Source organism: Paracoccus sp. J56 (assembly GCF_019633685.1).
Lineage (GTDB): Bacteria > Pseudomonadota > Alphaproteobacteria > Rhodobacterales > Rhodobacteraceae > Paracoccus > Paracoccus kondratievae.
The window spans coordinates 1-23,005 of sequence record NZ_JAFL01000035.1 but is presented as its reverse complement, the minus strand read 5'-3'; the positions used below and the strand labels follow the sequence as shown (position 1 = coordinate 23,005).

Sequence of the window (23,005 nt, the reverse complement as noted above, 5' to 3'; positions counted from 1 at the left end):
ATCGCTGCCGTCAGAGTCGTCTTGCCGTGGTCAACGTGACCAATCGTACCAATGTTGACGTGCGGTTTCGTACGTTCAAACTTTGCCTTTGCCATGAGAATGGCTCCTTGTGTTGACGGTGCGTGCAAGCACGCACCCTACGGGGTTGGTAGGGTGCGTGGTCGCCCACGCACCGCCGGGATTACGCGTATTTCTTTTGGATCTCGTCCGAGATGTTCTGCGGCACGGCCTCGTAATGGTCGAACTGCATCGTGAACACCGCACGGCCCGAGGACATCGAACGCAGGTTGTTGATGTAGCCGAACATGTTGGCGAGCGGCACGAAAGCGTCGATGACGTTCGCGTTGCCGCGGCTGTCCTGGCCACGCACCATGCCCCGACGGCTGGTCAGGTCGCCGATGATCGAACCGGTGTATTCTTCCGGCGTGACGACCTCGACGCGCATGATCGGCTCGAGCAGCTTAGCACCCGCCTTCTTCAGACCGTCGCGCATCGCAGCACGGGCAGCGATTTCAAAGGCCAGAACCGACGAGTCGACGTCGTGGAAGGCACCATCAATCAGCGCAACCTTGAAGTCGATCACCGGGAAGCCGGCCAGCGGACCCGAATCCATCACCGATTTGATGCCTTTCTCGACACCGGGGATGTATTCCTTCGGAACCGCACCACCAACGATGCGGGATTCGAACGAATAGCCCTCGCCCGGCTCGGTCGGTTCGATCACCAGCTTCACGCGCGCGAACTGGCCGGTACCACCGGTCTGTTTCTTGTGCGTGTAGTCGATCTCGGCCGCCTGCGAGATGGTCTCGCGATAGGCCACCTGCGGAGCACCGATGTTCGCCTCGACCTTGAACTCGCGCTTCATGCGGTCGACCAGGATGTCGAGGTGAAGTTCGCCCATGCCCTTCATGATGGTCTGCCCCGATTCCAGATCGGTTTCAACGCGGAAGGACGGGTCCTCGGCAGCCAGGCGCTGAAGGGCAAGGCCCATCTTTTCCTGGTCGGCTTTGGACTTCGGCTCGACGGCAATTTCGATCACCGGCTCGGGGAAGGTCATAGTTTCCAGAACCACCGGTTTGTTCGGATCGCACAGCGTGTCACCCGTGGTGGTTTCTTTCAGACCTGCCAGAGCGATGATGTCACCGGCATAGGCTTCTTCGATCTCTTCGCGGTTGATCGAATGCATCAGCATCATACGGCCGACGCGCTCGCGCTTACCTTTGGTCGAGTTCAGCATCTGGTCGCCCTTCTTGAGCTGGCCAGAGTAGATGCGGGTAAAGGTGAGCGAACCAACGAAGGGGTCGTTCATGATCTTGAACGCCAGAGCCGAGAAGGGCTCGCTGTCAGCAGCGTGACGCTCAATATTGCGGGTCTCGGTCTCGTCGCCCGGGGCGAAGCCGACATAGGCCGGAACATCGGTCGGTGCGGGCAGGAAGTCCACAACCGCGTTCAGCAGCGGCTGAACACCTTTGTTCTTGAAGGCCGAGCCAGCCATGACCGGGAAGAACGACAGCGACAGCGTGCCCTTACGGATCAGCTTGCGCAGCGTTTCCTCGTCAGGCTCATTGCCTTCGAGATAGGCTTCCATCGCCTCGTCGTCCTGTTCGACGGCGAGTTCGATCATCTTGCCGCGCCATTCTTCGGCGACGTCCTGAAGCTCTTCACGGATGGGCTGACGGATCCACGAGGCACCAAGGTCCTCGCCTTTCCACACCCATTCTTCCATCTTGATCAGATCGACGATGCCTTCCAGCTTGTCCTCGGCGCCGATCGGCAGGGCGATCGGGCACGGGGTGCCACCGGTGCGGTCCTTGATCATGGCGACGCACTTGAAGAAGTCGGCGCCGATCTTGTCCATCTTGTTGACGAAAACGATCCGCGGAACCTTGTACCGGTCGGCCTGACGCCACACCGTTTCGGTCTGCGGCTCAACGCCCGCGTTACCGTCCAGAAGACAGATCGCGCCGTCCAGAACCGCCAGCGAACGCTCGACCTCGATGGTAAAGTCAACGTGGCCGGGGGTGTCGATGATGTTAAAGCGGCAACGCTCTTTCTCATCGATATTGTAGTCCGGATCCTCGTGACGCTGCCAGAAAGTCGTGGTCGCGGCCGAGGTGATGGTGATGCCGCGCTCGGCCTCCTGCTCCATCCAGTCCATGGTGGACGCACCTTCGTGCGTCTCACCCATTTTGTGGTTTTTGCCGGTGTAGAACAGGATGCGCTCGGTCGTCGTGGTCTTGCCCGCATCAATGTGGGCCATGATCCCGAAGTTCCGGTAGCGCTCCAGCGGATATTCGCGTGCCATTAAGGGCCTTCCTTCCGGTTACCAGCGGTAATGGCTGAACGCCTTGTTGGCGTCGGCCATCTTGTGCGTGTCTTCACGCTTCTTGACGGCGGTACCGCGGCCGTTGACGGCATCGGCAAGCTCACCGGCAAGGCGCTCTTCCATGGTGTGTTCGTTGCGGTTCTTGGCCGCAGCGATCAGCCAGCGGATGGCGAGAGCTTCACGACGGGTCGGGCGCACCTCGACCGGAACCTGGTAGGTCGCACCACCGACGCGGCGCGAACGCACTTCGACCGAAGGCTTCACGTTGTCCAGCGCCTCGTGGAAGACTTCCACCGGCTCGCGCTTCAGTTTGGCCTGAACACGGTCCAGAGCATTGTAAACGATGCGTTCGGCAACCGATTTCTTGCCGTCCACCATCAGGTTGTTCATGAATTTCGTGAGAACGCGATCACCGTATTTGGCGTCGGGCAACACTTCGCGCTTTTCAGCGGCATGACGACGAGACATGTGCGGATCTCCTTACTTCGGACGCTTGGCGCCGTATTTCGAACGACGCTGGCGACGGTCCTTGACGCCCTGGGTATCCAGTACGCCGCGCAGGATGTGGTAACGCACACCCGGAAGGTCTTTTACCCGGCCGCCGCGGATCAGCACGACGCTGTGCTCTTGCAGGTTGTGCTTTTCACCCGGGATGTAGGAGATAACCTCGAAACCATTGGTCAGACGCACTTTGGCGACTTTCCGCATGGCCGAGTTCGGCTTTTTCGGCGTCGTGGTATAGACGCGCGTGCACACGCCACGCTTTTGCGGGCAGGATTGGAGGTGCTGCGATTTGGATCGCTGCACTTTGGGCTGCCGCGGTTTGCGGATCAGCTGTTGGATCGTCGGCATTCGGTTCCCCGTCTTGCTTTCGTCAATACTCGCAGCCACCGGCTGCGCCACTTCTCGACGGCGAATCACGCCCATCGTGAAACGCCACAGCCCATCCTATCCCCTAGTGAGGCAGGACGGGTTGATTACCAGAGGATCGGGGCGTTTTGGCCCGGATCATGACCACAGAGGTTCTGGGCCCCGATCAGATTCCTGACGGGTGAGCGGCGTATATGGGCAAACCGGGGACGAGTCAACAACCCTGCCCCACTCTTCACCCCGCCAAGAGCCGCTCCGTACCATCCCGCAGGGCCGCAAGGTCGATGCGGAACCGCTCTGCCAGAACCGGTTCAAAACTCTCGGGTTGCACAGGGGTCCTGTAGCCCGGCCCGACAGCGCCCGAGTCATTGTCGTGATGCAAAAGCCGCACATACATCGGTCGGCTCGCCAGCGCCACGCCAGGCATCAACGCACCCACCTGCCAATGCGGATAATGAACAACGCAGCGTTCGGCATCCGGTGGCAGATAGACGGTCAATGCCGCACTGGCGTGGTGGGTGATGCGCAGTTCGGTCGTAATGCCCTTGGGCTTTACCCGCAGCACCACGCCGCGCGTATAATCGCAAAACAGCCTGCGCTTGCGTTCCCACAGCTGCCGCATATCAGCAAAGTCACGCCGCGCATGACGGATATAGTCGACGGCCACCGCATCATCGTCATCTTGACGGAAGTGGCCAACGACATCGGCACCCGGTTCGATATGGGGTGCGACAGCAGCCATGCAGGCATCCAGATGCGACTCCATCGGCGGGATCAGGGCCAACCTGAACTGCGGCACAGTCCCAGCCAGTTCGCGCAGATTGGACAGCCACGGGTCGGGCAGGTCCGGCCCGGTCATCAGCACAAGGGTAAAATCCGGATCCGTTTGCACGAGCAGACTGGGCAGAGTGACATGTTCAAACCAGAACCAGCGGCGTGCCAGCCGTTGGGGATCGTAAAGATAGGCCCGTCGTTCTTCCAAGCTGTCAGGAGCGGTCTGGAAACCGCGGCCGCCCAGATAGGAAAAGCGGCACAGGCCCAGCATCTGTATTCGCATCAATCCCTGCCTTGCAGTTTTCCCTCGCGCAGGATGGTGTAGATCCCCGCGCCCACGACCAGAGCTGAGCCTGCCCAGGTCCAGATATCGGGCCATTCGCCAAAGACTGCCAGCCCCAGCAGCACGGCCCAGACCAGCGAACTGTAACGGAACGGCGCGACGAAGGAAATCTCTCCTACCCGCATGGTCGCGACAGCTGTGATATAGCCGACGCTTAGAAACAACGCAGCTAGCACCAAAAGCGCAAATTCACCCGTCGTCGGAAACCGCCAGCTTTCCCCGGCGCTAAGCAACAGACCGGACAGCGCCACCGCAAGAGCGGCGTGAAACGCAACTGTCGATGAGCCCACCCCCACCGAGAACAGCCGCGTCGTCATGTCCCGCAATACGATCAGCAGCATCGCCACCAATGCCACACCCGACCAAAGGTCAAAGGCCCCCGTCCCCGGGCGCAGGATCAGCAGCACTCCGCAAAAACCGATGGTGATGGCAAGCATCCGCCTCCACCCCAGCCTTTCGCGGAAAAACAATGCAGCCGCCAGAGTGATCGCCAAAGGCAGCGCCTGCATGATGGCCGAGATATCGGCCAGCGCCATCTGCCGCAGCGCCAGCAGATAAAGCACCGTCGAGGCAACATCCGCCGCTGTGCGCAGGATCAGCGGTGCCATATCGCCGCGGGGCACCCGCAGGCGCACCCCGCCTTGTGCCCGCGCCAGAAACACCAGCAGCAGCAGCACAACCCCTCCGCGAAGGGCGATCGCCTGATAAAGCGGCAGGCTTTGGGTGACGGCCTTCATCACCGTGTCGTTACAGATGAAAGCAGCAGTGCTGAGCATCATCAGCAATGAGCCGCGCAGATTATCCGCCCCTCCGCCCGGTAAAACGGACGAGGGCGGCAGAACCGGCGGCGTTGCAGCGGGGGGCAGATCAGGCCTTAGCATAGCGGTCCGATACACAAGATGGCTGCCCCCGATCATCTACCAGAGAGTGATCAGTGACCAGCCAAGGCTCAGCTTTACCTCATCCACCAGCTCGACAATCGGGATGAAGGAAAGAAAGACGAATGCGTCAAACAGGTTGCGCCGCAGCGTCGCCGTATCGAACTGCGCTGTGGAACCGGTCCGGAACAGGGTCGGATCGGGCAGGAAAAAGGGCGTGCGCGCCGCATAGGCGTCATATTCGGGACCAAAGCTTTCGGACAGAAAATCCGCCTCGCGCCGGGCGGTGACCCACAGGATCGCGCCCACTGTGCCCCCGATCAGCAGCGCCAGGCTGATTGCGCCAAACATCAGTCCGATCCCCGTCGCCGCCACGGTCGAAAAGAAGTAAAGCGGATTTCGGGTCATCGAATAGGGTCCATCCTGCATGACGACCCGGTTCTTGGCCCCGCCGACATAGAGGATTGACCAGAACCGCCCCAGCACCCCCGCCAGCAAAAGCAGGATGCCAAAGGCTTCGATAGTCTCATGCCCAAAGCCCTGCAATTTCAGGGCCGGGTTGATGACAAAAACGGCTGGTATCAGAGCCAGCGCCGACAGGCGGAGGATGTTGATACGGATCTTCTGATTGACCGCTGCGCGCATGACCTCTCCTGCGAACTGATCAGATGGTGGCTCGCCCCTAATATCGTTATCCGCCGCCCGCAATTCACGCAATCGAGACCTGCAAGTGTGCGACCGGGACAGAGAAACGAAAAGGCCCGGCATTTCTGCCGGGCCTTTCCTTCAGATCATGATCTGGATCACTCTTCGCCGCCCGCCTCGACCGGGGCGCTTTCTTCGGGCGCGATCAGCGCAGCGGCAGCTTCGGCCTCGGCGCGGCGCGTCTCGATCACCTCATGGTCGCGATCCGAGGCGATCCGGCGCACGCGGGCCGTCGCTCCACCGGTACCGGCCGGGATCAGCCGGCCCACGATCACGTTCTCTTTCAGGCCAACCAGCTTGTCGCGCTTGCCCTGAACGGCAGCCTCGGTCAGCACGCGCGTCGTTTCCTGGAACGAGGCGGCCGAGATAAAGCTGCGGGTCTGCAGGCTGGCCTTGGTGATGCCCAGCAGCACCGGCTCGCCCGTGGCCGGACGGCCACCCTTGGCTTCGATCTTGGCGTTCTCTTCCTCGAACTCGTCGCGGTCGACATGCTCGCCCTTCAGCAGCGTGGTATCGCCACTGTCGATGATCTCGATCTTCTGCAGCATCTGGCGAACAATCACTTCGATGTGCTTGTCGTTGATCTTCACGCCCTGCAGCCGATAGACGTCCTGCACCTCGTCGATCAGGTAATCGGCAAGGGCCTCGATACCGAGGATGCGCAGGATGTCATGCGGCGCCGGGTTGCCGTCCATGATATAGTCACCCTTCTGCACGAAGTCGCCTTCCTGCACCGGGATGTGCTTGCCTTTCGGCACCATGTACTCGACCGGCTCCAGACCTTCCTGGGCGGGCTCGATAGCGATGCGGCGCTTGTTCTTGTAGTCCTTGCCAAAGCGCACATAGCCGTCGATTTCGGCAATGATCGCGTGATCCTTGGGACGACGGGCCTCGAACAATTCCGCCACGCGGGGCAGACCCCCGGTGATGTCCTTGGTCTTGGCACCCTCGCGCGGGATACGCGCCACCACGTCACCGGCCCGGATCTCCTGCCCGTCCTCGACCGAGAGGATGGCGTCGACCGACATCGGATAGGTGACCGGGTTACCCTGTTCGTTACGAACCGGTTCGCCGTTCTGGTCGACAATGATGATCTCTGGCTTCAGCTCGTTGCCACGCGGGGCCGAGCGCCAGTCGGTTACGATCTTCTGGGTCATGCCGGTGGCATCGTCGGTCTCGTCGCGCACCGAAAGGCCGCTGACCAGATCGACATATTTCGCCACACCCGCCTTCTCGGCGATGATCGGCAGGGTATAGGGGTCCCATTCGAACATCTTCTGACCGCGGGTGACCGGCTCGCCTTCACGCACGAACAGCTTCGAGCCGTAGAACAGCTTGTGGCTGGTCAGCGTGTCGCCCTGGGCGCTGCGGATGTGCAGCTGCATGTTGCGGCTCATCACGATCAGCTCGCCATTGGCGTTTTCCAGCGTGCTTTCGTTTTCGAAAGCAACCGTGCCCTCTTGCGCCGCAGCGATAAAGGACTGCTGGCCACCCTGAGCGATACCGCCGATGTGGAAGGTCCGCATGGTCAGCTGCGTGCCCGGCTCGCCGATCGACTGGGCGGCGATAATACCCACCGCCTCGCCGATGTTGACAAGCGTACCGCGCGCGAGGTCGCGGCCATAGCAGAGCGCGCAAACGCCGTCATCCGACTCGCAGGTCAGGGCCGAGCGGATGCGGACGGACTGGACGCCCGCCGTTTCGATCTCATCGGCCTTGCGCTCATCGATCAGCTCGTTCTTGCGAACGATGACCACGTCTTCGCCCGGGACCAGAACGTCCTCAGCCGCGACACGGCCCAGAACACGCTCGGACAGCGGGCTGACAACCTCACCGTCATTGACCGCTGCCGAAGCGGTGATCGAACGCTCGGTGCCGCAGTCATGTTCACGGATGATGCAGTCCTGCGCCACGTCGACCAGACGGCGGGTCAGGTAACCCGAGTTCGCCGTCTTGAGCGCCGTGTCAGACAGACCCTTCCGCGCACCGTGGGTCGAGTTGAAGTACTCAAGAACGGTCAGACCTTCCTTAAAGTTCGAAATGATCGGCGTCTCGATGATCTCGCCGTTCGGCTTGGCCATCAGGCCGCGCATGCCGCCCAGCTGTTTCATCTGGCTGACCGAACCCCGGGCGCCCGAATGCGCCATCATGTAGACCGAGTTCGGCTCTTGTTCAGCGCCTTTCTCGTCCTTCTTGACAGCCGAGATGGTCTTCATCATCGCATCGGTGACGCGGTCGTTACACTTCGACCAGGCATCGACGACCTTGTTGTATTTCTCACCCTGGGTGATGAGGCCGTCCAGATACTGCTGTTCGAACTGCTTGACCTGGTCCTGCGTCTCTTCGACCAGCTCCCACTTGTTCGGCGGGATGACCATGTCGTCCTTGCCAAACGAGATACCGGCGCGGAACGCCTCGCGGAAGCCAAGCGCCATGATCTGGTCACAGAAGATCACCGATTCCTTCTGACCGCAGTAGCGATAGACGGTGTCGATGACGTTCTGGATGTCCTTCTTGCGCAGCAGACGGTTCACCAGCTCGAACGGAGCCTTGGCGTTGCGCGGCAGCAAGGCACCCAGACGGACGCGGCCCGGCGTGGTCTCAAAGCGCCTGATGACCTCGTTGCCGTTCTCGTCGATCTGCGGCAGGCGGGCGGTGATGCGGGAATGCAAATGCACCACGCCGGCGGCCAGCGCGTGTTCGACCTCTTCGAGGCTGGCAAAGGCCATGCCCTCGCCCTTCATGCCCTCGCGCTCCATGGTCGTGTAGTAAAGACCCAGAACCATGTCCTGCGACGGCACGATGATCGGCGCGCCGTTCGCAGGCGACAGCACGTTGTTCGTGGACATCATCAGGACGCGGGCTTCAAGCTGCGCCTCAAGCGACAGCGGCACGTGCACGGCCATCTGGTCGCCGTCGAAGTCGGCGTTGAAGGCCGAGCAGACCAGCGGGTGCAGCTGGATCGCCTTGCCTTCGATCAGGATCGGCTCGAATGCCTGGATGCCCAGACGGTGCAGCGTCGGCGCCCGGTTCAGCAGGACCGGGTGTTCGCGGATCACCTCGTCAAGGATATCCCAGACCTCGGGACGTTCTTTCTCTACCAGTTTCTTGGCCTGTTTGACGGTGCTCGACAGACCTTTGGCTTCAAGGCGCGAGTAGATGAAGGGCTTGAACAGCTCAAGCGCCATCTTCTTGGGCAGGCCGCATTGGTGCAGCTTGAGCTCGGGACCGGTCACGATGACCGAACGGCCCGAAAAGTCCACGCGCTTGCCGAGCAGGTTCTGACGGAACCGGCCCTGCTTACCCTTGAGCATATCGGACAGCGACTTCAGCGGACGCTTGTTGTTGCCGGTGATGACACGGCCACGGCGGCCGTTGTCAAACAGTGCGTCGACCGATTCCTGCAACATCCGCTTTTCGTTACGCACGATGATGTCGGGCGCGCGCAGCTCGATCAGCCGCTTCAGACGGTTGTTACGGTTGATAACCCGACGATAAAGGTCGTTCAGGTCCGAGGTCGCAAAGCGGCCGCCATCCAGCGGCACCAGCGGGCGCAGTTCCGGCGGGATGACCGGGATCACGGTCATGACCATCCATTCCGGACGGTTGCCTGATTCCAGGAAGGACTCGACGATCTTCAGCCGTTTGATGATCTTTTTCGGCTTCAGTTCACCGGTGGCCTCTTTCAGCTCTTCGCGCAGCTGTTCGGCGGTCGCGGCAAGGTCGATATTGGCCAGCATGGTGCGGATCGCCTCGGCGCCGATATCGGCGGTAAAGGCGTCGGCGCCATATTGGTCCTGCGCGTCCAGATATTCCTCTTCGGTCAGCAGCTGGGCATAGCTCAGCTCGGTCAGACCGGGTTCGATCACGACGTAGTTTTCGAAATAGAGGATACGCTCAAGATCGCGCAGCGTCATGTCCAGCATCAGGCCGATGCGCGAAGGCAGCGACTTGAGGAACCAGATATGGGCGACCGGCGCGGCCAGCTCGATATGGCCCATACGCTCGCGCCGGACCTTTTGCAGCGTGACCTCGACGCCGCATTTCTCGCAGACGAGGCCGCGATATTTCATGCGCTTGTATTTGCCGCAAAGGCATTCGTAGTCTTTGATCGGACCGAAAATACGGGCGCAGAACAGGCCGTCACGTTCGGGTTTGAACGTACGGTAGTTGATGGTTTCGGGCTTTTTCACCTCACCATAGGACCAGGCGAGGATTTCCTCGGGCGAGGCCAGCGAGATGCGAATTTCATCGAACTGCCGCGGCGAGGCCAGCGGGTTCAGCGGATTGGTGGCAAGTTCCTGGTTCATTTCCAAATCCTATTCAGGGGCGCGGACTGCGGGAGGGGACCTGCGGGGCGCGCACTATGGCGCACCCCGCGCGGTGATCCGTTACTCCTCGTCCTCCGCATCCAGGAGTTCCATGTTGAGGCCCAGACCCCGGACCTCCTTGACCAGAACGTTGAACGACTCCGGCACGCCGGCCTCGAAATTGTCCTCGCCCTTGACGATGCTCTCATAGACCTTGGTCCGGCCCGCCACGTCGTCCGACTTGACGGTCAGCATCTCTTGCAGGGTGTAGGCGGCGCCGTAGGCTTCCAGAGCCCAGACCTCCATCTCACCCAGACGCTGGCCACCGAACTGGGCCTTGCCGCCCAGCGGCTGCTGGGTGACGAGGCTGTACGGCCCGGTCGAACGTGCGTGCATCTTGTCATCGACAAGGTGGTGCAGCTTCAGGACGTATTTCATCCCCACGGTGACCGGACGCGCGAACTGCTCGCCGGTGCGGCCGTCAAAGACGATGGACTGACCCGAGGTGTCGAAACCAGCGCGACGCAGAGCGTCATTCACATCGGCCTCTTTCGCGCCGTCGAAGACGGGCGTCGCGATGGGAACGCCGCCGCGCACCGCGTCGGCATGCTCAAGCAGGGTCGCGTCATCCATGCCTTCGAAGGTCTCGGCATAGAAGTCGTCGCCATAGCCATTGCGCATCGCATCGCGCACCGGGGTCATGTCGCCATTGCGGCGATAGTCCTGCAGCGCCTCGTCGATCTTGATGCCCAGACCGCGCGAAGCCCAGCCCATGTGGGTTTCAAGGATCTGCCCGACGTTCATCCGCGAAGGCACGCCCAGCGGGTTCAGCACCAGGTCAACCGGGGTACCGTCAGCAAGGAAGGGCATGTCCTCGATCGGAACGACCTTCGAAACGACACCCTTGTTGCCGTGACGACCGGCCATCTTGTCGCCCGCTTGCAGCTTGCGCTTCACAGCGACAAAGACCTTGACCATCTTCATCACGCCCGGAGGCAGATCGTCGCCCTGACGGACCTTTTCGACCTTGTCGTCGAAACGGTTGTCAAGCGCGCGTTTCTGCGCGTCGAATTGCTGGTTCAGCGCCTCGACTTCCTTGGCGGTGCTTTCGTCGGCGACAGCAAGCTGCCACCACTGGCCGCGGCTCAGCTGACCCAGCAGATCCTCGTCCACGACAGCCCCGGCGCGGATGCCTTTCGGCCCCTTGACGACTTCCTTGCCCATGATGAGCGTCTTGAGACGCGCGTAGATGTTGCGTTCAAGGATCGCAAGCTCGTCGTCCCGGTCACGGGCCAGACGCTCGACCTCTTCACGCTCGATCTGCAACGCACGCTCGTCCTTGTCGACGCCGTGACGGTTAAAGACCCGGACCTCGACCACGGTGCCATAGGCGCCCGGCGGCAGACGCAGCGACGTGTCGCGCACGTCGGACGCCTTTTCACCAAAGATAGCGCGCAGAAGCTTTTCTTCCGGCGTCATCGGGCTTTCGCCCTTGGGCGTGATCTTGCCAACCAGAATGTCGCCCGGGCCGACCTCGGCGCCGATATAGACGATGCCAGCCTCATCAAGGTTGCGCAGCGCCTCTTCACCGACGTTCGGGATGTCGCGGGTGATCTCTTCCGGGCCCAGCTTGGTATCGCGGGCCGCAACCTCGTATTCATCGATATGGATCGAGGTGAACACGTCGTCGCGGTGAATCCGCTCAGAGATCAGGATCGAGTCCTCGTAGTTGTAGCCGTTCCAGGGCATGAAGGCCACGACCACGTTCCGGCCGATCGCCAGTTCCCCCTGATCGGTCGAGGGACCGTCAGCGATGACCTGACCCTTGACGACCTTTTCTCCCACCTTGACCAGCGGGCGCTGGTTGATGGTCGAGGACTGGTTCGAACGTTTGAACTTGCGCAGACGATAGATGTCCACGCCAGCGTCACCAGCGCCCAGATCTTCGGTCGCACGGATAACGATACGCTGGGCATCGACCTGGTCGATGATCCCGCCGCGACGCGCCATGATCGCCGCACCCGAATCGCGGGCAACCGTCGCCTCCATGCCGGTGCCGACAAAGGGCGCTTCTGCCCGCAGCAACGGCACAGCCTGACGCTGCATGTTCGACCCCATCAGCGCGCGGTTGGCGTCGTCGTTTTCCAGGAACGGGATCAGCGCGGCAGCGACCGAAACCAGCTGCTTGGGCGAAACGTCGATCAGATCGACCGCATCGACGGGGTTCAGCATGAAGTCGCCGCCCTGACGGGTCGAGACCAGCTCTTGCACGAAGCGCCCGTTCTCATCCAGTTCGGCATTGGCCTGGGCGATGGTATGGCGCATCTCTTCGGTGGCCGACATATAGACCACGTCATCAGTGACCGTGCCATCGACTACCCGACGATAGGGGGTTTCGATGAAGCCGTATTTGTTCACACGGGCAAAGGTCGCGAGGCTGTTGATCAGACCGATGTTCTGACCTTCCGGCGTCTCGATCGGGCACATCCGGCCGTAATGGGTCGGATGAACGTCGCGCACCTCAAAGCCCGCACGCTCACGGGTCAGACCGCCCGGGCCAAGCGCCGAAAGACGGCGTTTGTGCGTCACTTCTGACAGCGGGTTGGTCTGGTCCATGAACTGCGACAGCTGCGACGAGCCAAAGAACTCGCGCACTGCAGCAGCAGCAGGTTTGGCGTTGATCAGGTCCTGCGGCATGACGGTGTCGATCTCGACGCCCGACATACGCTCACGGATCGCACGCTCCATGCGCAGCAGACCGATGCGATATTGGTTTTCCATCAGCTCGCCGACCGAGCGCACCCGGCGGTTGCCGAGGTGGTCGATATCGTCGATCTCACCCTTGCCATCACGCAGTTCGACAAGGCCGCGGATACAGGCGATGATGTCTTCCTTGCGCAGGGTGCGCTGAGTGTCCGGCGCATCAAGATCAAGGCGCATGTTCATCTTGACCCGGCCAACGGCCGAGAGGTCATAACGCTCGCCATCAAAGAACAGGCTGCCGAACAGCGTCGAGGCGGCCTCGACGGTCGGCGGCTCACCCGGACGCATGACGCGATAGATATCCATCAGCGCCTGCTCGCGGTTCATGTTCTTGTCCGCAGCCATGGTGTTGCGGATGTAAGGACCAACGTTGACATGGTCGATGTCGAGGACCGGGATATCCTCGATGCCATTGTCCAGCAGCACTTTCAGCAGGCCGCCCGAAATCTCGCCGTCGCGATCATACTCGACGGTGATCTCGTCCCCGGCTTCGGCGTAGATCAGACCGGTCTGCTCGTTGATGATGTCCTTGGCAACAAAGCGGCCAATGATTTTATCGAACGGCAGCAGCAGGTTGATATCGCCCTGCTCGACCAACTGCTTGACCAGGCGCGGCGTCACCTTGTCGCCGGCCTTGGTGATGACCTCGCCCGACTCGGCATTCACAAGATCAAAGCTCGGCCGGGTGCCGCGCACACGCTCGGGGAAGAACCTCGTGACCCAGCCAGCATCCTGCCCCTTGCCGGCGCGCTGCAGTCGATAATGGACGGTGTTGTAGAACGCGTCCATGATGCCTTCCTGATCCATGCCGAGCGCATAGAGCAGCGTCGTCACCGGCAGTTTCCGGCGGCGGTCGATACGCGCAAAGACCAGGTCCTTGGCGTCAAACTCAAAGTCCAGCCACGAGCCGCGATAGGGAATGATGCGGCAGGCGAACAGCAGTTTGCCCGAGGAATGGGTCTTGCCACGGTCATGGTCAAAGAACACGCCCGGCGAGCGGTGCATCTGCGACACCACGACCCGTTCGGTCCCGTTCACGATGAACGTACCGTTCTGAGTCATGAGCGGCATATCGCCCATATAGACGTCCTGCTCTTTGATGTCCTTGACCGATTTGGCACCGGTGGCCTCGTCGACATCAAATACGATCAGACGCAGCGTCACCTTTAGCGGCGCGGCATAGGTCATGTCGCGGCTTTGGCACTCATCCACGTCGTATTTGGGCTTTTCCAGCTCGTATTTCACGAATTCGAGCGTCGCGGTCTCATTAAAGTCCCGGATCGGGAACACCGACTGGAAAACACCCTGCAGCCCTTCGCCATCCCGGTGGCTGTCGCTCTCGCCGGAATTCAGGAACAGGTCATAAGAAGATTTCTGAACCTCAATGAGGTTCGGCATCTCCAGAACTTCGCGGATATTGCCATAGTAACGCCGGATGCGTTTCTGGCCGACATAAGCTTGCGCCATAGAGGGTCTAACCTTTCGTCTTTCGCTTGCGCAGGCCGTCGGGGCCCGGACTGCACAAGGCGGCGAATGAGGGCGGGGTTCAATTCGTGCCGTGCGTCCCACCGCACGACTCCCGAACCCCGAACATGCCCTGAGGGAAGGTCTGTTGCGAAACCGCCCTTCAAGACAGGTTCGGCAGGGACCGGAAAACCCCGGACCCTGCCCGTTTTCTTGCAGTCAACTGGCCGCAAGGGCCAATTACTTCAGCTCGACCTTGGCACCAGCCGCTTCGAGCTTCTTCTTCATTTCTTCGGCGTCGGCTTTCGAGGCACCCTCTTTCACCTTGCCACCAGCTTCGACCAGGTCCTTGGCTTCTTTCAGGCCCAGACCGGTGATGCCGCGCACTTCTTTGATCACGTTGATCTTGTTGGCGCCGGCGTCGACCAGGACGACGTCGAATTCGGTTTTCTCTTCGGCAGCGCCGCCGGCGTCACCACCAGCAGCCGGGCCGGCAACCATGACAGCGCCGCCAGCAGCCGGCTCAATGCCGTATTCTTCTTTCAGGATGTTTTTCAGTTCCTGGGCTTCCAGCAGGGTCAGGCCCACGATTTCTTCGGCGAGTTTTTTCAGGTCAGCCATTTTTCCGTTCTTTCATTAAGTGTTCCAACGTCGGGGTTTCAACCCCACGACGGAATTGGGATTGCCTCAGGCGGCCTCGCGCTCTTCCAGAGTCTTGAGGATGCCCGCGATGTTGCTGGCAGGTGCGCCAATCGCGCCCGCGATGTTGGATGCCGGGGCACCGATGCAAGCCACGATCGAAGCGATAAGCTCCTCGCGCGACGGCATCTGGGCCACAGCCTTCACACCGGCCGGGTCAAGCGCCGTGTCACCCATGGCGCCGCCAAGAATCACGAACTTGTCGTTACCCTTGGCGAATTTGTCCGCGACCTTGGCAGCAGCCACCGGGTCCTCGGAAAAGGCGAGCACGGTCATACCCGTCAGATAGTCGGCGATGCTTGCGCAAGGCTTTCCATCCAGGGCGATCTTGGCGAGCCTGTTCTTGGCAACGCGGACGGACCCGCCAGCTTCGCGCATTTGCGCGCGCAGGTCCTGCATTTCGGCAACCGTCATTCCCTCGTAGCGGGCAACCACCACGACGCCAGAGGCTTCAAAGATCTGGCCGAGTTCCTCGACCACCTGTTCTTTTTGCGCTCTATCCACGGTTTCACTCCAAGTTGGGGGTTTCCCCCCGGCTCTCATTTTCCCAGCGCCGCAAGCGGCACCGGGGCGGGTCCGTGACGGTCCCAAGATCACCCGGGGCGGGGCCCGGAAAATGGTCTTGATCCCATCTCAGGAAGGACGATTAAGCCGGTTTCCCGGCACCCTCCGTCTCGGACAGGACGAGGCATCGCTGCCTCGCCATCCGCCGGCCCCCGTAAAGGACGCCGGCGAAATTCTTGCCGCTTATTCGGCGGCGGTCGAAGTCAGGTCCAGCGACACGCCCGGACCCATGGTCGAGCTGATCGAGACCTTCTTCACATAGGTGCCTTTCGCGCCCGAGGGCTTGGCCTTGTTCACCGCATCCACAAAGGCGCGGATGTTCTGGGCCAGCTTCTCGACTTCGAACGAGGCTTTGCCGACGCCAGCGTGGACAACGCCCGCTTTCTCGGCCTTGAATTGAACCTCACCACCTTTGGCAGCGTCGACAGCAGCTTTCACGTCCATCGTCACCGTGCCGACTTTGGGGTTCGGCATCAGGTTGCGCGGGCCAAGGATTTTGCCAAGACGGCCAACCAGCGGCATCATATCCGGAGTGGCGATGCAGCGGTCGAACTCGATCTTGCCCGACTGGATGGTTTCCATCAGGTCCTCAGCGCCAACGATATCGGCACCAGCGGCACGGGCTTCGTCAGCCTTGGGGCCACGAGCAAAGACGGCAACGCGCACGTCCTTGCCGGTGCCGTTCGGCAGGGTGACGACACCACGGACCATCTGGTCGGCGTGGCGCGGGTCAACGCCCAGATTCATCGCGATCTCGACGGTTTCGTCAAATTTCGCGGTGGCGTTGTCCTTGACCAGCTTGACAGCTTCCTCGACCGAAAGGTTCGATTTGCCATCAAAGGCGGCGCGGGCAGCGGCTTGCTTTTTCGAAAGTTTAGCCATGGCTTAGCCTTTCACCTCGATGCCGATCGAACGCGCCGAGCCCAGGATGATTTGCATCGCGGCCTCGACGTCGTTGGCGGACAGGTCCTTCATCTTCGCTTCGGCGATCTCGCGGATCTGCTTGACAGTCACGGTGCCAGCGACCTGACGACCGGGCTTTTCCGAGCCCTTGGCGCGGTTGCGCTTGCCCTGCGGCTTAAGGCCGGCAGCCTTCTTGAGCAGGAACGACGCGGGCGGCGTCTTGGTCTCGAAGGTAAAGGATTTATCGGCGTAGTAGGTGATCACGACCGGAACAGGGATGCCCTGCTCCATCTCCTGCGTGCGGGCGTTGAACGCCTTGCAGAATTCCATGATGTTGATGCCGCGCTGACCCAGAGCCGGGCCGACGGGCGGGGACGGGTTCGCCTGACCCGCCTTGATTTGCAGCTTTAGGCTGCCGACAACTTTCTTGGCCATCTGGCCCTCTCCTTATCATCACGCCCCGCCCGGTATGAGCTTTGGGGCCGACTTAGCGGTGCGGCTCACGCCTCCCGCAGATGATCACGCGGTTTTGGCGACCTGCGTGAATTCCAGTTCGACCGGGGTGGGACGGCCAAAGATCGAAACGGTCACTTTGACACGATTCGCGACCTCGTCCACTTCCTCGACCATGCCCGAGAAGCCTTCGAACGGCCCGTCGGTCACATTCACTTTTTCACCCACGTCAAAGCGGATCAGGTTACGCGGCGCGACTTCGGCCCCGCCCTCGCCCGTGCGATTCAAGATCGCATTCACCTCGTCGTCGCGCATGGGCATCGGCTTGCCGTGCGCGCCAAGGAAACCGGTGACGCGGTTGATCGAGTTGACCAGATGATAGGTCTGATCCGTCAGCTCCATCCGCACCAGAACATAGCCGGGCATGAAACGGCGCTCGGAGGTGACTTTCTTGCCCCGGCGAATCTCGATCACTTCCTCGGTCGGGACCAGCACTTCTTCGATCTGGTCCTGCAAACCCTTTTCAGTCACCGCCTGACGAATCGCCTCGGCGACCTTCTTTTCAAAGTTTGACAGGACGCTGACCGAATACCAACGCTTTGCCATGTCTCGATCGACCCCTGTTTCCTTCCGGGCGGACCAAGGCCAACCCATTGAATTCCTTTACCGCCCCGGCCGGACTGGGCGCAAATTATGCTAGCGCCGGCCAAATCGAAATCGGCGCGCACGACCGAATCGATGCACGCCGCGTTAAGGGCAGGTCGGGCGGACATACCGCCCCCTGCCGCTCAATGCAAGCCCTCAGCTACCGATCAGGTTGATGACGCTCGACAGACCAGTCTTGATCAACAGGTCCACGAGGAAGAAAAACACCGACGCCAACGTCGCCATGATGAAAACCATGATCGTGGTCGTCACCACCTCGCGGCGGGTGGGCCAGGCGATCTTGCCAAGCTCGCTGCGGACCTGGCTGATGAACTGGACGGGGTTGGCCATGGATTTCCCTTCGGTCTTGCAGCGGGTCAGATAGCCTGTGCCGAGCCGCTTTTCAAGCGCCGGTTTCATACCCCATCTCCGGCTGCGACCGGATGTCCCTGACAGCTTGGCCAGCCGCGCAGGCTGACGGGTACGAATCAGCACAAGGCATAGCCTTGCCCACTATCCGGCGCTGTCTTTGATTGCTGCGGTGCCTGTCCAGTCAAGGTGACTGGCAGGGGCAGAGGGACTCGAACCCCCGACCCTCGGTTTTGGAGACCGATGCTCTACCAACTGAGCTATACCCCTAGGCCGCGCTGCTGATTACGGCAGCTGCAAGGCCGGTTCAAGAGGTAAGATCACTCTGCCTCAAGAAACCCGCCCGATTGCCGCGCCCAAAGCCCCGCATAGATGCCGCCATGTGCCAGCAGCTCCTCATGAGTGCCCTGCTCGACGATGCGGCCCCGCTCCATCACCACCAGCCGGTCCATACGGGCAATGGTGGAAAGCCGGTGCGCAATCGCGATCACGGTCTTGCCCTGCATCAGCATGTCGAGCTGCGACTGAATCGCCGCCTCTACCTCGCTGTCCAGCGCCGAAGTCGCCTCGTCCAGAACCAGAATCGGCGCATCCTTCAAAAGCACCCGCGCGATAGCGACCCGCTGGCGCTGACCGCCGGACAGTTTGACCCCGCGTTCACCCACATGCGCCTCTAGCCCCCGCCTGCCCTGCGAATCGGTCAGGCTGAAGATAAAGTCCGCCTCGGCGAGTTTGATAGCACGCCGGATCTCGGCCTCAGAAGCATCGGGGCGACCATACGAGATGTTGTCACGGATCGACCGGTGCAAAAGCGAGGTGTCCTGCGTGACCACCCCGATGGCGGCGCGCAGTGATTCCTGCGTCACCTGCGAGACGTCCTGACCATCGATCAGGATACGCCCCGTCTCAAGATCGTGGAAACGCAGCAGCAGGTTCACCAGCGTCGATTTCCCCGCCCCCGAGCGACCGACCAGGCCAATACGCTCACCCGGCGCGATGGTCAGGCTAAGATCATCAAGCACCGCGCCGCGACCCTGGCTGGCCTGTTCGCCATAACGGAAGGTGACCTTGCTGAATTCGACCTGTCCTTCGGGCACAGAAAGCGGCCGGGCGCCCCTGGCGTCCGTCACCATGCGTGGCAGCGACAAAGAGCCGATCCCGTCGCGAACCGTACCGATGTTTTCGAACAGCATCGCGAACTCCCACATGATCCAGTGCGACATATTGCCAAGCCGCAGCGCCAGCGGGATAGCAACCGCCACCGCGCCGACGTCGATCTTGCCATGCGTCCACAGCCACAGCCCCAGCGCCGTGACCGCAAAGGTCAGCAGAGAGTTCAGGGTCGAGATCAGGATGTTCTGGATCGAGGCCAGCCGCATCTGCACATGAACCGTGCCGAGAAAGCCGTCCATGCTTTCGCGAACGTAAGCCTCTTCCCGCGATGAATGCGAGAACAGCTTGACGGTCGAGATGTTGGTGTAGCTGTCCACCACCCGGCCGGTCATCACCGCGCGGGCATCGGCCTGCGCCTCGCTGATCCGGCCGATGCGCGGAATCAGCCACCACAGCAGCAGACCGTAAAGTACGGCCCAGGCGACAAAGGGCAGCGCCAGCCAGCCGTCGGTCGATGCCGCCAGCACCAGCGCACCGATGAAATAGACGCAGACATAGGTCAGCACGTCCATGAACTTCATCGCCACTTCGCGCACAGCCAGCGCGGTCTGCATCAGCTTGGTGGCAATGCGGCCGGCAAACTCATCCTGAAAATAACTCATCGACTGGCGCAGCAGATAGCGATGCGCCTGCCAGCGGATGCGCTGGGGAAAGTTGCCCATCAGCGTCTGGTGCATCAACAGCGAAAACAGCACCTGCAGCACCGGCAGACCGATCACCAGCAGCACGCCCATCAGGATCAGGCGACTGCCCTCGGTCGACCAAAAGTTCTGGCGGTCTGCCTCGGCCAGCAGGTTCACCAGTTCGCCCATATAGCCAAAAAGGATCACCTCGGCGATCGCGATCAGTGCCGAACAGGCCGCCATGGCCAGCATGAAGCCTTTGGCACCGCGCGAAAAATGCAGGATGAACCGCCACAAACCCTGCGGCGGCATCTGCGGCGGATCAGCCGGATAGGGATCAAGCCGGCGCTCGAACCAGCCAAACATCTTGAACCTCATTCTCATTGGTCCGGGCCGCGGCCCGGTTCGTTCCGTCAAACCGCCTCAGGCGGCCAGTCTTTCAAGCGCCGCGACATCGGCCCGCGCCAATGCGGCGGTGGCACGCGCAATCCGCGCCGATGATGACACCGCTACCGATCCGGGCACCGGGCAGAATGGTGGCACCGTCGCCGATCCAGACATCATGGCCGATCACCGTATCAGGCAGGCCGCTGATCTGGTCGATGTAATCGCCCACCCGTGCGTGATCAAAGATCGCAAAGGGATAGGTCGATACGCCGGCCATCGGATGGTTGGCCGGGACGGTGATGATCCGCACCCGGTCGGCAATCTGGCAAAACCGCCCGATGACCAGCCGCTCGGGCGCGCCCGCACAGGTATAAGGTGCCAACCGCACCGCCCAGTCATCTGGCGGCTCAAAGCTGCTGGCATAGGTGAAATCGCCGATCTCGATATTCGGATGGTCGATCACCTGGTTCAGATACACCAGACCCCGGTTCACAGAACCGTCTGGAAAGCGCATAGGGTGGGGCAAAGCCGCCTCAAGGAAGTCAGCAGTCATGGGAATCCTCGTCAATCCGTCCGTGAAAGGTCAGATGTGCGAGCTGTCCATGACACCGTTCTCCTCTGTTGCGGCTGCTACTTTAGACGGATTTTCCGGGTGAGGCAACGTGATTGACAGCGCCCTTTCCGGCAACCGAATTCCCCGCCCTGCCAGGGAGGGACGAAAGTCAAAGATGCCGCGTTTCCGGCGCGGGGTCCCACCACGCATCATGCGCACCGTCGGCATAAAAGACCGGCGCCGCGATCAGCTCAGCCTCGGACAGATCGTCAAGGGCGTTGATGCACACCATGCGGAACTGCCCGCCAATCTCGGCAATGTTACCCTCGGTCCATAGCCGAGTGCCGCAGCGCGAGCAAAATAGGTGGTGCATATCCGCCCCATCCTGCTGACGGCGCGGGGTCTCGGCCAGGGCATCAGCGCCTTGCAAGACACGGAACCGTTCGGGATCGGGCAGACGCATCTCCCAGTAGCGCATCTTGCGGCAAAAGCTGCAATTGCAGCGCATGGTGCCCTGGGACAGATCTCCCTCGGCCTCAAACCGGACCGCGCCGCAGAAACAAGAGCCATGATACAGGGTCATGCGGGCGCTCCGTGATGGACGGCCTCGATATTGTTTCCGTCGGGGTCAAGAATAAAGGCTCCGCAATAGCTGGCGTGATATTCCGGCCGTAGCCCCGGCGCGCCATTATCGCGTCCACCTGCGGCCAGCGCGGCGGCGTGAAATGCGTCCACCATCGCGCGGTCAGACGCGGCAAAGGCGATATGCACCCCCGCCGGCACCGACCGGCCAGTGCCGATCCGGAAAAAGGGGTTACCGTCGCGGCCATAGCCCAGATGGGCACCATGACCGCCGGTCATTTCCTCGGTCACCTCCATCATCAGCTCAATGCCCAAAGGTGCCAGCGACCGGTCGTAAAAGGCGCGCGGGCGGGCCAGATCCGAGACGGGAAATCCAATATGATCAATCATGCGAAATCTCCTTTCCCGGCCAGAATGGACCCGGACTGCTGACAGACCGTGTCAGGAGAGCTTTTCGCCGAAAAACTCCAGTGTCCGCTGCCAGGCAAGCTCGGCCGCCTGTTTGTCATAGCGCGGCGTGGTGTCGTTATGAAAACCGTGCTGGGTACCGGGATAGAAATGGGCCTGATATTCCTTGCCATGCTTTTTCAGCGCGGCCTCATAATCGGGCCAGCCGGCGTTCACCCGCTCATCATTCTCGGCGTAATGCAGCAGCAGCGGGGCGCGGATCTGCGGCACCTCTTCGGGCCGGGGCTGGCGGCCATAGAAGGGGACCGAGGCGGCAAGATCGGCGTAAGCTACCGCCAGCGCATTGCAGACCCCGCCACCATAGCAAAAGCCCACCGCGCCCACCTTGCCGGTCGAGTCAGCGTGGTCGCGCAGGAATTCATAGGCGGCAAAGAAATCCTCCATCAGCCTGGCCGGATCCATGCTGGCCTGCATCTCGCGGCCCTGATCATCATTCCCGGGATACCCGCCCCGAGAGCTGAGCCCGTCAGGACCAAAGGCCAGATAGCCCGCCTTGCCCAGACGGCGCACCACATCCGCGATATAGGGATTCAGGCCACGGTTCTCATGTACCACCAGCACGGCGGACAGGCTGCCCTGCGCCTCGGCAGGGCGGGCCATCAGCCCGCTGATGCGCCCATGACCCTGCGGGCTGTCGTAACTCACAGTCTCGGTCCGGATGGCGGGGTCGTCGGGCGGAACCTGCTGGGCCAGCGCATAGTTCGGGCGCAGCGCCTCAAAGATCGCGGCAGCGCTCATCCCGGCGGTGGCGAATTGCGCTGCCTGTACCATGAAATCGCGCTTGGTGATTCGGCCGTGCACGTAGCCGTCAAAAATCTCAAGAATGCGGGGGTGAAAATCCGCAGCCTTCCTGCGTTCGGTCATGATCGTACCCTCCTCTGAGGGGGAAAGGCTAACATGACACAGCCTTACTGACGCGAAAAACTCGCGTGAGCCGGTAAAGCCCGGGGCGTCCAAAAGAAAAAAGGCCACCCCTTTCGGAGCGGCCTTCCTGTCGCGATATCCGTTGAAAGATCAGCCGACGCCTGTGGCGCGCGGGGGCATTACGCCCCCACGACGCTTATTTAATGATTTTGGAGACGACGCCTGCGCCGACGGTGCGGCCACCTTCACGGATGGCGAAGCGCAGCTTCTCTTCCATCGCGATCGGAGC

The 23,005-nt window shown here is 61.3% G+C and carries 21 protein-coding genes and 1 tRNA gene; all 22 read right to left on the bottom strand.

Annotated features, from left to right (window positions below):
- Positions 1 to 95: GTP-binding protein (locus tag M511_RS17165; RefSeq protein ID WP_023878051.1), on the bottom strand; the 95-nt coding region annotated here is incomplete at its 3' end.
- An 86-nt stretch (positions 96 to 181) separates the two neighbouring features.
- Positions 182 to 2,305, bottom strand: a complete 2,124-nt coding sequence (gene fusA, locus M511_RS17160) for an elongation factor G (RefSeq protein ID WP_010399035.1) — start codon at positions 2,303 to 2,305, stop codon at positions 182 to 184.
- A gap of 18 nt (positions 2,306 to 2,323) precedes the next feature.
- Positions 2,324 to 2,794: a 30S ribosomal protein S7 gene (gene rpsG / locus M511_RS17155; RefSeq protein WP_010399032.1), complete on the bottom strand. Its 471-nt coding sequence runs from the start codon at positions 2,792 to 2,794 to the stop codon at positions 2,324 to 2,326.
- A gap of 12 nt (positions 2,795 to 2,806) precedes the next feature.
- Positions 2,807 to 3,178, bottom strand: coding sequence for a 30S ribosomal protein S12 (gene rpsL, locus M511_RS17150; protein ID WP_010399029.1), 372 nt, complete (start codon positions 3,176 to 3,178; stop codon positions 2,807 to 2,809).
- 253 nt (positions 3,179 to 3,431) lie between these two features.
- Complete coding sequence (locus M511_RS17145) at positions 3,432 to 4,253, bottom strand: putative rhamnosyl transferase (RefSeq protein WP_050804212.1); 822 nt, start codon at positions 4,251 to 4,253, stop codon at positions 3,432 to 3,434.
- The gene (locus M511_RS17140; RefSeq protein ID WP_176224577.1) at positions 4,253 to 5,194 is read right to left on the bottom strand and encodes a DMT family transporter; all 942 of its coding nucleotides are present in this window, start codon (positions 5,192 to 5,194) and stop codon (positions 4,253 to 4,255) included. Before M511_RS17140 ends, M511_RS17145 begins: the two co-directional genes overlap by 1 nt.
- A 36-nt stretch (positions 5,195 to 5,230) precedes the next feature.
- Positions 5,231 to 5,836: a methyltransferase family protein gene (locus tag M511_RS17135; RefSeq protein ID WP_085502941.1), complete on the bottom strand. Its 606-nt coding sequence runs from the start codon at positions 5,834 to 5,836 to the stop codon at positions 5,231 to 5,233.
- Positions 5,837 to 5,994: 158 nt separating this feature from the next.
- Complete coding sequence (rpoC, locus tag M511_RS17130; RefSeq protein ID WP_010399006.1) at positions 5,995 to 10,206, bottom strand: DNA-directed RNA polymerase subunit beta'; 4,212 nt, start codon at positions 10,204 to 10,206, stop codon at positions 5,995 to 5,997.
- Positions 10,207 to 10,287: 81 nt separating this feature from the next.
- Positions 10,288 to 14,436: a DNA-directed RNA polymerase subunit beta gene (gene rpoB, locus M511_RS17125; RefSeq protein WP_010399004.1), complete on the bottom strand. Its 4,149-nt coding sequence runs from the start codon at positions 14,434 to 14,436 to the stop codon at positions 10,288 to 10,290.
- 237 nt (positions 14,437 to 14,673) lie between these two features.
- Positions 14,674 to 15,054 (bottom strand): 50S ribosomal protein L7/L12, encoded by a 381-nt coding sequence (gene rplL, locus M511_RS17120; RefSeq protein ID WP_010399001.1) that lies wholly within the window; start codon positions 15,052 to 15,054, stop codon positions 14,674 to 14,676.
- 66 nt (positions 15,055 to 15,120) lie between these two features.
- Positions 15,121 to 15,636 carry a 50S ribosomal protein L10 gene (gene rplJ, locus M511_RS17115; protein WP_010398998.1) on the bottom strand — a complete coding sequence of 172 codons (516 nt, stop codon included), beginning with the start codon at positions 15,634 to 15,636 and terminating at the stop codon, positions 15,121 to 15,123.
- A gap of 243 nt (positions 15,637 to 15,879) precedes the next feature.
- Entirely contained in the window at positions 15,880 to 16,578 is a 699-nt protein-coding gene (gene rplA / locus M511_RS17110) for a 50S ribosomal protein L1 (protein ID WP_010398994.1), read from the bottom strand.
- A 3-nt stretch (positions 16,579 to 16,581) separates the two neighbouring features.
- Positions 16,582 to 17,034, bottom strand: coding sequence for a 50S ribosomal protein L11 (rplK, locus tag M511_RS17105; protein WP_010398993.1), 453 nt, complete (start codon positions 17,032 to 17,034; stop codon positions 16,582 to 16,584).
- A gap of 84 nt (positions 17,035 to 17,118) precedes the next feature.
- Positions 17,119 to 17,658 carry a transcription termination/antitermination protein NusG gene (gene nusG, locus M511_RS17100; protein ID WP_010398990.1) on the bottom strand — a complete coding sequence of 180 codons (540 nt, stop codon included), beginning with the start codon at positions 17,656 to 17,658 and terminating at the stop codon, positions 17,119 to 17,121.
- A 195-nt stretch (positions 17,659 to 17,853) separates the two neighbouring features.
- The gene (secE, locus tag M511_RS17095; RefSeq protein ID WP_010398988.1) at positions 17,854 to 18,117 is read right to left on the bottom strand and encodes a preprotein translocase subunit SecE; all 264 of its coding nucleotides are present in this window, start codon (positions 18,115 to 18,117) and stop codon (positions 17,854 to 17,856) included.
- A gap of 143 nt (positions 18,118 to 18,260) precedes the next feature.
- A tRNA-Trp gene (locus tag M511_RS17090) sits at positions 18,261 to 18,336 on the bottom strand.
- 50 nt (positions 18,337 to 18,386) lie between these two features.
- Positions 18,387 to 20,228, bottom strand: coding sequence for an ABC transporter ATP-binding protein (locus tag M511_RS17085; protein WP_085502939.1), 1,842 nt, complete (start codon positions 20,226 to 20,228; stop codon positions 18,387 to 18,389).
- Between the two features lie 73 nt (positions 20,229 to 20,301).
- A complete protein-coding gene (locus tag M511_RS17080; protein ID WP_085502938.1) occupies positions 20,302 to 20,802 on the bottom strand; it encodes an LbetaH domain-containing protein in 501 nt (166 codons plus the stop codon).
- A 169-nt stretch (positions 20,803 to 20,971) separates the two neighbouring features.
- A complete protein-coding gene (locus M511_RS17075) occupies positions 20,972 to 21,385 on the bottom strand; it encodes a GFA family protein (protein WP_010398982.1) in 414 nt (137 codons plus the stop codon).
- Positions 21,382 to 21,774 (bottom strand): VOC family protein, encoded by a 393-nt coding sequence (locus M511_RS17070; protein ID WP_085502936.1) that lies wholly within the window; start codon positions 21,772 to 21,774, stop codon positions 21,382 to 21,384. Before M511_RS17070 ends, M511_RS17075 begins: the two co-directional genes overlap by 4 nt.
- A 51-nt stretch (positions 21,775 to 21,825) precedes the next feature.
- The gene (gene yghX / locus M511_RS17065; RefSeq protein ID WP_085502934.1) at positions 21,826 to 22,716 is read right to left on the bottom strand and encodes a YghX family hydrolase; all 891 of its coding nucleotides are present in this window, start codon (positions 22,714 to 22,716) and stop codon (positions 21,826 to 21,828) included.
- Between the two features lie 196 nt (positions 22,717 to 22,912).
- A partial coding sequence (locus M511_RS17060) for an EF-Tu C-terminal domain-related protein (protein ID WP_136857013.1) occupies positions 22,913 to 23,005 on the bottom strand: 93 nt, incomplete at its 5' end.

Coding starts and splice junctions, on each gene's coding strand:
- fusA (WP_010399035.1), bottom strand. CDS start 2,305: ATGGCACGCGAATATCCGCTGGAGCGCTACCGGAACTTCGGGATCATG.
- rpsG (WP_010399032.1), bottom strand. CDS start 2,794: ATGTCTCGTCGTCATGCCGCTGAAAAGCGCGAAGTGTTGCCCGACGCC.
- rpsL (WP_010399029.1), bottom strand. CDS start 3,178: ATGCCGACGATCCAACAGCTGATCCGCAAACCGCGGCAGCCCAAAGTG.
- M511_RS17145 (WP_050804212.1), bottom strand. CDS start 4,253: ATGCGAATACAGATGCTGGGCCTGTGCCGCTTTTCCTATCTGGGCGGC.
- M511_RS17140 (WP_176224577.1), bottom strand. CDS start 5,194: ATGCTAAGGCCTGATCTGCCCCCCGCTGCAACGCCGCCGGTTCTGCCG.
- M511_RS17135 (WP_085502941.1), bottom strand. CDS start 5,836: ATGCGCGCAGCGGTCAATCAGAAGATCCGTATCAACATCCTCCGCCTG.
- rpoC (WP_010399006.1), bottom strand. CDS start 10,206: ATGAACCAGGAACTTGCCACCAATCCGCTGAACCCGCTGGCCTCGCCG.
- rpoB (WP_010399004.1), bottom strand. CDS start 14,436: ATGGCGCAAGCTTATGTCGGCCAGAAACGCATCCGGCGTTACTATGGC.
- rplL (WP_010399001.1), bottom strand. CDS start 15,054: ATGGCTGACCTGAAAAAACTCGCCGAAGAAATCGTGGGCCTGACCCTG.
- rplA (WP_010398994.1), bottom strand. CDS start 16,578: ATGGCTAAACTTTCGAAAAAGCAAGCCGCTGCCCGCGCCGCCTTTGAT.
- rplK (WP_010398993.1), bottom strand. CDS start 17,034: ATGGCCAAGAAAGTTGTCGGCAGCCTAAAGCTGCAAATCAAGGCGGGT.
- nusG (WP_010398990.1), bottom strand. CDS start 17,658: ATGGCAAAGCGTTGGTATTCGGTCAGCGTCCTGTCAAACTTTGAAAAG.
- secE (WP_010398988.1), bottom strand. CDS start 18,117: ATGAAACCGGCGCTTGAAAAGCGGCTCGGCACAGGCTATCTGACCCGC.
- M511_RS17085 (WP_085502939.1), bottom strand. CDS start 20,228: ATGTTTGGCTGGTTCGAGCGCCGGCTTGATCCCTATCCGGCTGATCCG.
- M511_RS17080 (WP_085502938.1), bottom strand. CDS start 20,802: ATGACTGCTGACTTCCTTGAGGCGGCTTTGCCCCACCCTATGCGCTTT.
- M511_RS17075 (WP_010398982.1), bottom strand. CDS start 21,385: ATGACCCTGTATCATGGCTCTTGTTTCTGCGGCGCGGTCCGGTTTGAG.
- M511_RS17070 (WP_085502936.1), bottom strand. CDS start 21,774: ATGATTGATCATATTGGATTTCCCGTCTCGGATCTGGCCCGCCCGCGC.
- yghX (WP_085502934.1), bottom strand. CDS start 22,716: ATGACCGAACGCAGGAAGGCTGCGGATTTTCACCCCCGCATTCTTGAG.